This window comes from Rhodococcus jostii RHA1 (assembly GCF_000014565.1).
In the GTDB taxonomy this organism is placed as follows: Bacteria; Actinomycetota; Actinomycetes; order Mycobacteriales; family Mycobacteriaceae; genus Rhodococcus_F; species Rhodococcus_F jostii_A.
In genome coordinates this window covers 2,993,443-3,005,250 of the sequence record NC_008268.1, presented here as the reverse complement: position 1 = coordinate 3,005,250, position 11,808 = coordinate 2,993,443, and the positions used below count along the sequence as shown (strand labels likewise).

At 65.5% G+C, this 11,808-nt stretch carries 14 protein-coding genes; 3 read left to right on the top strand and 11 right to left on the bottom strand.

Going from position 1 to position 11,808, the window contains the following annotated elements:
* Positions 1-5: 5 nt before the first annotated feature.
* Together RHA1_RS13875 and RHA1_RS13870 are read right to left on the bottom strand one after the other, a co-directional pair.
* Complete coding sequence (locus RHA1_RS13875) at positions 6-299, bottom strand: DUF485 domain-containing protein (protein WP_005255961.1); 294 nt, start codon at positions 297-299, stop codon at positions 6-8.
* A gap of 2 nt (positions 300-301) precedes the next feature.
* A complete protein-coding gene (locus RHA1_RS13870; protein ID WP_011595536.1) occupies positions 302-895 on the bottom strand; it encodes a flavin reductase in 594 nt (197 codons plus the stop codon).
* A 225-nt stretch (positions 896-1,120) separates the two neighbouring features.
* Between RHA1_RS13870 and RHA1_RS13865 the strand changes: the two genes are divergently transcribed.
* Positions 1,121-1,741 carry a response regulator transcription factor gene (locus RHA1_RS13865; RefSeq protein ID WP_011595535.1) on the top strand — a complete coding sequence of 207 codons (621 nt, stop codon included), beginning with the start codon at positions 1,121-1,123 and terminating at the stop codon, positions 1,739-1,741.
* Positions 1,742-1,756: 15 nt separating this feature from the next.
* Here the strand turns inward: RHA1_RS13865 and RHA1_RS13860 are convergent, their stop codons facing one another.
* Genes RHA1_RS13860 through RHA1_RS13830 form a run of 7 tightly spaced genes read right to left on the bottom strand, consistent with a single transcriptional unit; the run spans position 1,757 to position 7,384 of the window.
* Complete coding sequence (locus RHA1_RS13860; protein WP_011595534.1) at positions 1,757-2,716, bottom strand: PDR/VanB family oxidoreductase; 960 nt, start codon at positions 2,714-2,716, stop codon at positions 1,757-1,759.
* A 46-nt stretch (positions 2,717-2,762) separates the two neighbouring features.
* On the bottom strand, positions 2,763-3,503 hold the full coding sequence (locus RHA1_RS13855; protein ID WP_011595533.1) for an SDR family NAD(P)-dependent oxidoreductase: 741 nt from the start codon (positions 3,501-3,503) through the stop codon (positions 2,763-2,765).
* Positions 3,504-3,544: 41 nt separating this feature from the next.
* Positions 3,545-4,048, bottom strand: coding sequence for an aromatic-ring-hydroxylating dioxygenase subunit beta (locus RHA1_RS13850; protein ID WP_011595532.1), 504 nt, complete (start codon positions 4,046-4,048; stop codon positions 3,545-3,547).
* Positions 4,038-5,312 carry an aromatic ring-hydroxylating oxygenase subunit alpha gene (locus tag RHA1_RS13845; RefSeq protein WP_011595531.1) on the bottom strand — a complete coding sequence of 425 codons (1,275 nt, stop codon included), beginning with the start codon at positions 5,310-5,312 and terminating at the stop codon, positions 4,038-4,040. The genes RHA1_RS13850 and RHA1_RS13845 overlap by 11 nt, the downstream gene beginning before the upstream one ends.
* Positions 5,312-5,812: a nuclear transport factor 2 family protein gene (locus RHA1_RS13840; RefSeq protein ID WP_009475618.1), complete on the bottom strand. Its 501-nt coding sequence runs from the start codon at positions 5,810-5,812 to the stop codon at positions 5,312-5,314. Before RHA1_RS13840 ends, RHA1_RS13845 begins: the two co-directional genes overlap by 1 nt.
* A gap of 5 nt (positions 5,813-5,817) precedes the next feature.
* A complete protein-coding gene (locus RHA1_RS13835) occupies positions 5,818-6,195 on the bottom strand; it encodes a hypothetical protein (protein ID WP_009475617.1) in 378 nt (125 codons plus the stop codon).
* Positions 6,196-6,223: 28 nt separating this feature from the next.
* On the bottom strand, positions 6,224-7,384 hold the full coding sequence (locus RHA1_RS13830; RefSeq protein WP_011595530.1) for an acyl-CoA dehydrogenase family protein: 1,161 nt from the start codon (positions 7,382-7,384) through the stop codon (positions 6,224-6,226).
* Between the two features lie 198 nt (positions 7,385-7,582).
* Here RHA1_RS13830 and RHA1_RS13825 point away from each other — a divergent pair, with 198 nt between their 5' ends.
* Both RHA1_RS13825 and RHA1_RS13820 read left to right on the top strand, forming a co-directional pair.
* Entirely contained in the window at positions 7,583-9,088 is a 1,506-nt protein-coding gene (locus RHA1_RS13825; RefSeq protein WP_011595529.1) for a PAS domain-containing sensor histidine kinase, read from the top strand.
* A 99-nt stretch (positions 9,089-9,187) separates the two neighbouring features.
* A complete protein-coding gene (locus tag RHA1_RS13820; protein ID WP_005250812.1) occupies positions 9,188-9,457 on the top strand; it encodes a hypothetical protein in 270 nt (89 codons plus the stop codon).
* An 82-nt stretch (positions 9,458-9,539) separates the two neighbouring features.
* On the opposite strand, the gene RHA1_RS13815 is transcribed toward RHA1_RS13820, so the two are convergent.
* Positions 9,540-11,249, bottom strand: coding sequence for an amidohydrolase (locus RHA1_RS13815; RefSeq protein WP_011595528.1), 1,710 nt, complete (start codon positions 11,247-11,249; stop codon positions 9,540-9,542).
* A gap of 33 nt (positions 11,250-11,282) precedes the next feature.
* Positions 11,283-11,804: a DUF5134 domain-containing protein gene (locus tag RHA1_RS13810; RefSeq protein ID WP_016882272.1), complete on the bottom strand. Its 522-nt coding sequence runs from the start codon at positions 11,802-11,804 to the stop codon at positions 11,283-11,285.
* Between the last annotated feature and the right edge of the window lie 4 nt (positions 11,805-11,808).

The following is an 11,808-nucleotide window of genomic DNA, read 5'->3' as shown; positions in this document are numbered from 1 at the left end:
GGCTGTTATCCTTTCGCCCGCGAGGCGGTCCGGGAGTCGAGTTCGGCTGCCCGTGCCATGTAATACCGGGCCACGACGATGGCGACGACGAACTGCGCGACCGCGTAGAGCCACGCCACGGTGACACCGCTGAAGACGACGCCGTCCAGCAGCGAGGTGAACCCACCGAGGATCGGCAGGGGCAGGAACAGTGCGAGGACCAGGGCGCTGAGACGAAAGGTCAAGGCGGCGCGCGTGTCTGCGAGCACCTGCAGGTCGGAGTTCTGTGGGACTTGTTCGGGCGGTGACGAGGTGACCATGGCTATTTACCTCCGGCTGCGGCGGGAACGAGGGTGGGCGTCACGGTGATCGGGTCGGACCATTCGTCGTAGAACAGCCAGTCGGGGGACTCGACCGGAACCGACAAACGGTGGAACTTGCGTTGGAAGTAGACGAGGCTGTCGCCGTGTTCGCGCGTCTGCACGCGGTCCAGTTCGACGAACAGCACCGAATGCGAACCCACGGTCTTGCTGTCCGCGATCCGGCCGGCGAGCACCACGTGGGCGGCGCGCAGGATCGGAACACCGTCGCCGGTGTCTTCCTCCCAGATGTCCCAGTGGAAGCGGTCCGCCATCGCGACTTTCGTTGCGCCCGCGAAATGCATGGCCAGCTCTTCGTCGTCGCCGGAGAGAACATTGATTCCGACTCGGCCGTTGTTCCGGAACACGTTGTGCATCGCACTGTTCTGATTCACGCACACCAGGGCAGTGGGCGGGGAGTCGGTGACCGAGCAGACGGCGGTCACCGTCATTCCGCAGCGCCCGGCAGGGCCGTCGGTCGTCACGATGTTGACCGCGGCGGGCAGGTTCGCCATGGCGGTGCGAAAGCTCAATTGCATGGTAGTGAGTTCGGGCATTTTCAGCCTCCGTGAGTTGGAACAGGAAGTCGTGTCTTTCGTGGTGCGCCCGCGTTCCCCGAGAAGAATAGGACGAATCACCTGGGTGGGAACATTGGCGGCGACGCTACTTTCTCGCAGTAAGTCGCCTACCCGGGTAGGGGATTCCTTCAGTTGCCTACCGCTTCCGTTACGGTCGGTGTTCACTGGACGAGGAAGCAAGTCATCTGTGCGAGGCAGGATTCGATGGATCAGCAGGAAACACGGGTTTACATCGTCGACGACGATCAGGAGTTGTGCGCATCGCTTGCGTGGCTGCTCGATTCGGTCAACATCACGTCGGAGTACTACTTCTCGGTGCAGTCCTTCCTGGACGAGTACCGTCGCGACATCCCGGCCTGCCTCGTTCTGGATGTCCGGATGCCGGAAGTCGGCGGATTCCAGCTCCAGGAGGCACTCCTCGCCGACGAATCCCCGATCCCGATCATCTTCGTGTCGGCACACGGTGACATCAAGATGTCGGTGCGGGCGCTGCAGCGGGGTGCGCTGACGTTCATCGAAAAGCCCTACGATCCGCAGCACATGCTCGACGTGATTCAGGATGCGCTCCGGGTCGCGCGTCAACGATTCGGCGAGCGACGCAACAGAACAGAGTTGCAGGGCCGGATCGACACGCTGACGGTGCGCGAAAGGGAAATTCTCGCACTCGTCCTCGACGGATTGCCCAGCAAGAACATCGCCAAGGAGCTGGGTATCAGCGTGAAGACGGTCGACGTGCATCGCACCCGTATCAAGGAAAAGACCGGAGCAGAAAGCATCGCCGTTCTCGTCCGCGATATTCTGCAGGCCGGAATTGCCGTGACCTGAAATTATTCGGCACTTTCAGGGAAGTTCGACGACGAGCCGGTCGGATTTCGCGCGCGACACACACGCGGCAATTCTGTCTCCCGCCTTTCTCTCACTCTTGGTGAGGCAATTGTCGCGGTGGTCGGGTTCGCCCTCCAGCACGTCCAGGACGCATGTGCCGCAGATACCCTCCCTGCAGGACGTGTCGATCCCGATGTCGTTCTCTTCGAGTACGTCGGCGATGGATTTTCCGGCAGGCACTTCGAACACCTCGCCCGTGTCGAGTTCCACCTCGAACGCCGTGTCCGACCCGGTCGCTACAGGCGTCGCCGCCTCGAAGTGTTCGAAGTGGACCGCGTCTTCACCGACCGCGGGTTCGGCCAGCCCGCGGACCCGATCCATGAAACCTTCGGGGCCGCAGGTGTAGACGTGGGTGGCGGCCGACGCGTCCGCCACGATCTTCTCGAGCGCGCAGAGCTGATCGTCCCTCGTCAGGCCGAAGTGCAGGTGCACGTCCCGGCGGAAATCCGCGCTCTCCAGCAGGTCGACGAACGCGGCCTGCGCCCTCGTCCGCGCGAAGTAGTGCAGGTCGAACTGCTGTCTCCGCCGGTGCAACGCGAACGCCAGACTGAGCATCGGGGTCAGCCCTATCCCCGCCGCGACGAGGATGTGCCGGTCCGCGTCTTCGGCGAGCGTGAGCAGTGTGCGGGGCCGGCTGATCTGCAACTCGCTGCCGATCCTCACACGATCGTGCAGCGCGGCCGAGCCACCGCGCGGGCCGGTCTCGCGTTTGACGGCGACAACGTACGATTCGGACTCGTGCGGCGGGCTGCACAGCGAGTATTGGGTGAGGACCTCGGTGGGACCGAGAATGTCGATGTGGGCGCCGGCCGGGTACGGGTCGAACGGTGACCCGTCCGTCCGAACAACCCGGAACGACTTGATGTCCGGCGTTTCCTCGACAATGTCCGTGACAGTGACAGTGAACATGCTCATGGTGATTCTTCCTCCGGTGCTGCGACCCGTCGCCCGCGGGCGGGGGTCAGCGCATGTACAGGCCGCCGTTGACGTCCCAGCAGGCACCCGTGACCGACGCGGCCGTCGGCGATGCGAGCAGGGCAACGGTCTCGGCAATGAAATCGGGCGAGCCCAGGGTGCCCACCGGAATCGTTGTGAGGATGGCGGCCAGCTTCTCCGCGGGCACCGTCTCGCGCACGACCGGCAGGTCCAGCGGTCCCGGGGAGACCGCGTTCACCGTGACACCCGACGGGGCGAGTTCGCGTGCGAAGACCTTGGTCAGTGTGCCGACGCCGCCCTTGGCCGCGGCGTAGTGCGCGCCGGTCGCCGTGCCACCGTTCTGTCCCGCCAGCGACGCGATGTTGACGATTCTGCCGTATCGCTTCTCGGCGAAGTAGCTTCCGAACACCTGGCAGCCGAGAAAGGCCCCGTTGAGGTTGATCTCGACGATGTCGGAGAATTCCTCCGGCGCGATGTCCATCAAGGAGCCCGTCTGCGACCGGCCGGCATTGTTGACGAGGACGTCGATGCCGCCCCACTCCGCGATCACCCGGTCACGGACGGCTTCGAAACTCGTCCTCTTCCGAACGTCCAGTTCCACGCCGATGGCCGTGTCGCCGTCCGGATCCAGCTCCGCCGCAGTCTCTTTCGCGGCACCGCTGTCGATGTCCGTGACCGCGACGCGGTATCCGCGGTCGTGCAATTGCTGTGCGATCGCGGCACCGAGGCCGCGTCCGCCGCCGGTGACTACTGCGACAGAATCCACGTCGAGCTCCTGTTCGATCGATAAGGTTCGGAAAGTGCTGGTCAGAGTAGGTAGCCGGAGGCGTTGACCGCTGCCTGGGAGTTGACGAGCCGGATGACCTTGAGGTCCAACCGCGGCCCGCTCTCGGTGTAGCGAACGCGGTGCGTGACGTCGGCGGCGAGGGTCTGCTGGTCGTCGCGCTTGAAGCCCACGAGGATCTGCGCAGACCTCACCGTGATCGAGTCCTCGGTCCGTTCCTCGACCGTGAACCGCGAGACGGTGCGGACCGTCCGGGCGGCGGCGAGCGCGGACATCGAGTAGCCGGAGGTCAGGCGTTCGATACGCATGCGCCGCATGCGAGTGTCGTCGTTGACCATGTTCAGCGATCCGTCGAAGTCGTCGGTGTCCGGGTCGATGGGGATGACGTACCGGCCTTCGTCGGTCCAGAGGGCGTCCCAGGTCTGGTAGTCCTTGGCGTCGAGGAGGGCCGCTTCGTGCCAGATGAGTTCGATCGCCTGCAGTACGCGGGTGTCGGCGAGTTGGGCGGTCATCAGGTCAGTGCTCATCGGTCATCATCCTCTTCCACATTGCGTAGGCCTCGCGCATCCCGGTTTCGTCGGTGACGTGCGAGGTGCGGTGTCCGTCGCTGTCGAGCGCTTCACGACCCAGACCGCGGTTCACCATGATCGGCATTCCGGGTGCGCCGCGGGACCCGCGTTGGACCCGGTCCCAGGCCTCGGAATCGTCGGGGCTGCCGAACCCGAACGGGCCCTGGAAATGTTCGTGGATGCGGAGGCGTTCGCGGTTGACGATCTCCGGTCCGCCGTCCATGCCGAGGGCGATGTGCCGGATCTCGGTCTCGTCGACGGAGATCGGTCGCAGCACCCGGAAGAACGACATCGACATCGCGACGTTGGGGAAGATGTTCAGGTTGAACCCGGCGCCGTGCATGGAGCGGACGATGCGGCGGACCTTGTCGGCGGGCATCGTCTTCGACAGTTCTTCGACGATGTGGTCGAAACGCGCCTGAATCTTCTCGGTGCCGTCGTCGTGGTCCAGGTCGACGTGCTCCGGGACCATGATCGCGACGCTGTGGCCGTTTCCGAGAGCGTGGGTGACGGCGTTGTCGTCGGTCATGAAGGAGAGCATGTCGGCGGTCTCGGCGTCGACGGAGGACATCCAGGACCGGTGCACGATCGGGAAGTGGTATCCGTCGGTGGTGTTCTCCAACTGGATCTTCCAGTTCCCGCGGAAGCGGAAGCAATGTTCGCCCTGCGTCTTGACGGGGTATCCGGCGCCCTGCTTCATGAACAGGTCCATCCACACCTTCGCGTCGCCGAGGAAGTCGTCGAGGGGTTCGACGTCGGGGTTGAAGCTGGCGAAGATCATGCCGGCGTACGACTCCACCCGCAGACTCTGGAGGGGGAGGTCCTTCTTGTCGAGGTTCTCGTCGTAACCGTCGGGGTACGGAATTCCGCGCAGACGACCGTCGAGGGCATACGACCAGCTGTGATACGGGCAGGTGAACCCGTTCGCTTTGCCCTTGGGGACCTCGCAGACGCTGGCCCCGCGGTGGCGGCACCGGTTCAGCAGGACGTTGAAGTTTCCCTTGCGGTCGCGGTTGACGATCACCGGTTGCCGGCCGATGGTCGCCATCTTGTAGCTTCCGGCCTCGGGGATCTCGCTCTCGTGGGCAACCCATACCCAGGTGCGGTAGAAGATCCGCTCGAGTTCCACCTCGAACATATCGGGGTCGGTGTACAGCGATCCGTCCACGCGGTCGTCCGTGGCGAGGTCCGCGAAGTTGGTGGGATCCAGCGAAGTGGTCATCACGTTCTCTTTCCATTCGATTCGAGCAGTCGTGTCGCCTCGTCGAGGCGAGTGACGAACAGCTTCTCGGTCGTGAAGTGCTTGATTCGGGCGGTACCGCCCCGGACCTCACACTCGGCGGTGATGCGGGCGACGAGCAGTTCGGCCGATCCGTCCTCGTATCGCGACAGCTGCTGCATGATCCACCGCCCCTGGGCCTCGGGGCCGTCCACCTCGATCTGCTCATTGCCGAGCAAGTGCACATTTGCGCGGAAATGGGAGTTCGGTGGAAGGTACGCGGTGAGCATTCCGACGATCTCCGGCAGGCCCCGACGCGTGCCGAACTTGTGCGCGTACTCGGTACCGATGCCTTCCCACACCGCGTCGGGTGTGAACAGCGAGGCGAGTTCCTCGACCGAAAACGCCACGGAGGGAACATCGCACAGTTCCATGTAGCGGCACATCACGCGGTGCACGGCCGCACGGCTCTCGACGAGCTCGGCCGCGGTCGTAGAGTGCATACTGCTCACGCGCCGAGGTCGACGTCCTCGCGGACGGTGAGTGCACGGCCGATGCGGGCTTCGATCTTCGCGTATCGCCACAGCGTGTACTCGCCGACCGGGGTGGTGCGGAAGAGGTTGCAGACGGCCTTGACGGTCTCCTGGGTGTCGACGTCGGCGAGGATGTAACAGGTCCACGGCCAGCCGTCCGACGGTCCGACCATGTGGCTGTCGTCGTCGATGTCCCCGATCACCCGGACGCCCGGTGTGTCGGCCACCGCGTCCATCATCCCGGAGAACGCCTTCCACACCAGCCCGCCCTGGCCGGTCGGGAGGTCGAAGAAGTTCTGGTTGATGCCGATGCAGAACAGGACTCGCAGCGGTGCGGTCTTGGTGTCACTCACGATGGTCTCCTCGATTCGAACGGGGTGGTCAGATGAAGCCGGGGAACGGCGGGATGTCCATGAGCACCGCACCGGCGCTGTCGTAGATGCCGTCGCCGAGGAAGGCGTGCTGCGGCGGGACCAGGGCCTCGCGCATGTACCGCTGCATCGCGTTGCCGTCGTAGATCGCGCCGGTGCCCGACAACTGGAATGCGGTGTGCACGGCGGACGCGCCCGCCTTGGCCACGTGCGTCGAGGACAGGCGAAGAAGTGCCGCAAGCTTGTCCGGGACGGGGTCGCCGGCGACCACCGTGGCGTACGCCTCGTCGGTGACCTCGTAGAAGAAGGCACGGGCGGACCTCAGTGTCGCTTCCGCCTTGGCCAGGTCGATGCGATAGTAGGCGCGATCGGCGAGCTTGGGCGCTCCGGTGATTCCCGTGCGTCCCGCTCCGACCTTGATCGCGTAGTCGAGCGCAGCACGGCCCACTCCGAGATTGACGACGGCCAGGACCTGGGCGGCGTACGCGATGGAGGGGTAGCGGTAGAGGGGTTCGTCGACGGTGGGGGTCCCGCCCCGGATGAACGTCCAGTCCTCGGGTACGACGACGCCGTGGACCTTCAGTTCGTGGCTTCCGGTACCCGACAGACCGACCACGTCCCAGTTCTCGACGATCTCGACGTCCTTCGGCCACAGCAGGGCGGTGCGAGGCTTCCCCGCCGTGGAGTCGCCGCCGCGAATCCCGACGCCGAGAATGTCGGCGCCCTTGCATCCGCTGGCGAATTTCCACTGCCCGTGAATCTTCAGACCTCCGGGCACCTGTTCGGCGGGTTGCACCGGGAACAGCCCGCCCGCGAAGACGAGGTCGGGGCTGTCCTTGTACAACTCCGCCTGCGTCGCGAGCGGCAGTGCCGCCAGGTAGACGAGCGCGGAGCCGAAGCTGGCAACCCAGCCCGCCGACGCGTCCACCGCGGAGATGCGTTCGATCATCCGCAGAAACTCGCTCGGGGGGAGCGCGTCGCCGCCGAATTGGCGGGGTGTCGCCGCGCGGTAGATGCCGATCTGCTTGAACTCGTCGATCATGTCGCGAGGCACGAACTTCTGGCGAGCGAACTCTTCCCGCCGCAATGCGACGTGCTCGAGGACGTCCTCGAATGACAGCGTCCCGTTCGCGGCGGCATCTGTCGTGTCGAGGGTCGGTGCGTTGGTCATCAAATACTCCGATCGACGCGAAGTAGAAGGGGTGTGGCGTTTTTCGTGTCGAATTGACGCTATTGCGGTGGCGGGCATCACTCAATCGGTGCTTCCTCCCGCGGACGTGCAGAGATGTCGCCTCGGAGTAAAGGATTTCCCTATCGCGCTCCCGGTCCGACCGCTCAGTAGACTCGAGATGAGCCGAAGGAGGCTGCATTGTCCGATCTCGCGCCGTCCGACTACGAACGACTCGTCGAGTCCCTTCGCTACTGCGTCCTGGTCCACGATGCGGCCACCAAGGACATCCTCTGGGCGAACCGGGCGGCGTCCGAACTGCTCGAGTTCACGGTCGAAGAGCTCAAACCGCTCAAGGCGCCCGATATGAGTTCCCCGGCGAAGCGGTACCGCAGGTCGGTGGGACGGCGGTGGCTGCAGGAGGCCGTCGACAACGGGGCGGCGGTCATCGAATGGGCGTATCGCGCGAAGAGCGGGCGAGAAGTCCTGACGGAGGCGATCGCGATCCGGGTCGAGTTGAATGCCCGGACCGTGGTGATGGTGCAGTTCCGCGACATCGAGCAGGAAACGTCGATGCGCCGCGACCTCACTCGCACCGAGGCCGACCTCACCCGTACCGAGGCCCGGCTGGCCGCGTTCCTGCGGAACATGGCCGAAGGAATCCTCGTCCTGGACGACGACAGCCGGATCACGTATGCGAGCGAGGCGGCGTCGGAGCTCCTGAAGGTTCCGGTGGCATCGCTTGTCGGCGAACGCTTCACGGAATTCTGCCGGGCGGGTCAGTCACGGGAGAGCGTGCGACGCGCCCTGGAACTGACGACCGCCGACGGGGGTTCCCAGAGCCTGCGCTACGAGGTGGAACTGACACCCGGCGAGCGCCGGTGGCATGCGGGGAGCTGCCAGCACATCGGTATCGAGAACGATCTGAGCGGCCACCTCCTGCTCTTCCACGACGTCACCGAACACGTCCGCACCGAGCAGGAGCACGAACGGGACTCGCAGTACCTCAATTACCTGGCCCGCTACAACGCGATGGGCGACATGGCCATGGCCATCGCCCACGAGTTGGCCCAGCCGCTCGCGGCCGCCACCAATTTCATCGCCGGTACGCAGAGCCGCCTCGACGACGGCCGGAGCGGTCACGACGAGGTGAGCTGGGGCCTCGGGGAGGCGCGCAAGCAGATCGACCGGGCCAATCAGATCGTCCGGAGTCTGCGTGAATACGTGACACAACTCGAGGAGTCCCAGCAGATCGTCGATCTCAACGACATCGTCGACGAATGCGCGTATTTCATCGACATCCGGGCGCGGCAGAAGGGAGTTCACGTCGAGTACCTCCGGGCGCACGACACGGTTGCCGTCGTGTGCGAACGTGTGCTCACCGGGCAGGTCATTCTGAACCTGTGTTTCAACGCCATCGACGAGATGGCGGAATGGCCGGCAGCCGACCGCATCGTGACGGTACGCACCGACATCACCGAGACGGAGGGCGTCGTGAGCGTCGAGGACCACGGCAAGGGTCTCTCGCACATCCCGGACGGCCGAATCTTCGACGGCGCGTTCACCTCGAAGTCCACGGGTCACGGAATCGGGCTCGCGCTGAGCCACCGCATCATCTCCCGCCAGGGCGGGACACTCACCGCGCGCGAGAACGATCCGCACGGGGCGGTCTTCACGTTTACGTTGCCCGCCGATCCGAACCGTTGAGCGACCGACCCTCACGCAGCTAAAGGTTTCTTGGATTCCGTTGGGCGCGATCCGGTTCTAGCGTGGTGGGAAACACCACCGCGGCCCCGGAGGTACCTCGTGGACTATTCGCATCATCACCGAACATTCCTGACCTGTTACGCCGACACCCACCGCTACGGGTGGCACCACGTCGACCTCTTCGTGCACGACGAGGACGGCAACGAAGTGAACTGGGTCCACTGGCAGACCCGCGAGGACGGACCGGACGGCGCCGACGCGGCCACCGCGCGCGTCGAACCGAACCTGAGACGGACCACCGACTGGCAACGCGGAATCAGCGCCGACGGAAGCGAGTACTGGATCGCGGAGGCAGCATGGGCTCAGTGAACCGGCAGATGGGGTAGGACGCAGAACTGCCGGTTCGCCGACCGAGCGGCGAACCGGCAGTTCTGACGTATCGATAGAGGCTTTACGCGACGCTTTCGGCGACGCGCTGGAACACGACCTCCCCACCCAGCACGGTGGCGACGACCTGCATTGCCGGGATGTCGTGCGGGTCGATGGTCTCGAGGTCGCCGTCGAGGATGCACAGGTCGGCCACCTTGCCGGCCTCGAGGGATCCCTTCCAGTCCTCGGCGAAGTCCTGCCAGGCCGCGTTGATCGTGTAGGTGCGGACGGCGTCGGCGAGGCCGATGCACTGGTCGGGCCCGCTCACCGCACCGCTGGCCTTGCTCTCGCGCAGGATCATCGTCGAGATGCCCTGACGCCAATCGGGCGGTGTGACCGGTGCATCGGAACTGCTCATCAGGTGCACCCCGGATTCGACGGCGCTGCGATACGGCCATTCGTAGGCGGCTCGTTCGGTCCCGACCACCCCGACCTCCAGGTCGGCGATCGTCCACTTGATCGTAGGGTTCATGTTGACGCCGATGCCGTTCTCGGCCAGTCGCTTCAGGGTAGCTTCGCTGATGAAGTCGCCGTGGATCAGGTAGTGCCGGGCATCCTCGCGGGGGTGCGCGTTCTGCGCGGCGATGATCGCGTCGGCGACGGTGTCGATGGCACGGTCACCGGTGACGTGCACACCGATCTGGTAGCCGGCCTCGTGGCCGATGCGGACCATCTCGGTCACCTCGTACACCTGACGCTCGTCGGTGTCGCCGCCGACGCAGAGGGAGCCGCAGCCGCCGCCGATGTACTCCTCGTGCATCCACGCGGTCTTGCTCGGCGGGATGCCGTCGGCGAACACCTTCACCCCGAGAACCCGGAACATTTTCGGGTCCACCGATTCCGGAACGTCGATGTTCGCGAGGTTCTGTCCGAAATCCTCTGCAGATCCGGACATTCCGGTGGGCAGGAGGAGAAGGTTGACGCGGGCGCCCAGTTCTCCGCGGATGGCGAGATCGGCGTACACCGCGAGACCCTCGGCGCCCATCGCCCCACCGGCGAGGGCCTCGCCGCCGGGGCCGATCGCGGGATCGGTGAAGCTGGTGATGCCCTCGCTCTGCAGGATCGAGATCGCCGAGCGGAGTGCCTCCTCCCGGCGCTCCCGGGTGAGGGCCGGGAGAACACGCTGCACGAGGGCCTGCGCACCCTCCATGACGATGCCGGTCAGCAGGCCGTCCTCGCCGACGGGCATGAGGCTGCCTGGCGGGAGCGGCGTGGTCTCGTCCACCCCGGCGAGCGCCAGCGCCGCGCTGTTCACCCACGACGTGTGCCGCGAGAAGTCCTGCAGGAACACGGGATTGTTCGGGGACACCTCGTCGAGATCCCAACGGTTCGGCGTCCGACCGGCCTCGGCGAGGCACTCGTCGAGATACCCGTCGTCCCAGCCGGTTCCGATGATCCACTCGCCGTCCTCGGCCGCAGCGGCGGCCTCCCGCACGAGTTCACGGACGTCCGCGATCGACCGGACAGCAGGAAACGACACGTCCAGCGACAGCGGCGGGGTGTCGAGCCCGTAGGCGATGGCGTGCAGGTGCGAGTCGTTGATACCCGGGAGGATCGTCTTCCCCCCGAGGTCCGTGACCACGGTGTCCGGTCCGATCAGGGTTTCGATCTCTGCATCGCTGCCCACCGCGTGGACGAGTCCGTCACGCACCGCGAGGGCGGTGGTGATCGTGAAATTCGCGTCGACGGTGAAGACCTTGCCGTGGATGTAGACGGCATCGGCGTAACTCATCGGTTCCTCCAGGTTGCTTTTTTGCGAGAGCGGTCAGACGGCCATGGGGGCCATGCCCAGGATCATCAGTGCGGATCCCGCCGCCGCGGTCCTGACGCCGGACCGGCGCTCGCGGCGCGGGGTGGAGCGAAAGAGATGCAGTGTCAACAGTGCCCAGCACACGAGCACGAGGAGTGGGAGCAAGCCCGTCGAGAATCCAGCGCCACCGTGGTGGTGGCCCGACGGCACCGGCGCCGACGCCGCCGGGGCGGGAGCGGACGTCGGGGCCAGGAGCAGCAGCACCCCCATGGCGGTGAGGTCCACCGCGCAGGGCACGGCGGTCCGGCGGTGCATGGTCTCACCGGTGACGAACACGGCGAGGGCGATGAGGACGGCACCCCCCAGCAGGTGAATCCCCGCCGGCACGCCGGGGATCATCATCGCGACCATGGACACCGCCATCGCGCCGTGCGCGATGCGCACCCGGCAGTCCGTGCCGTGTGCCCGCCACATCGGCACGATCGCGCCGACCGCTCCGACGAGCATCGCCGCGTGCACGGCAGGGATCTCGAACATCGCC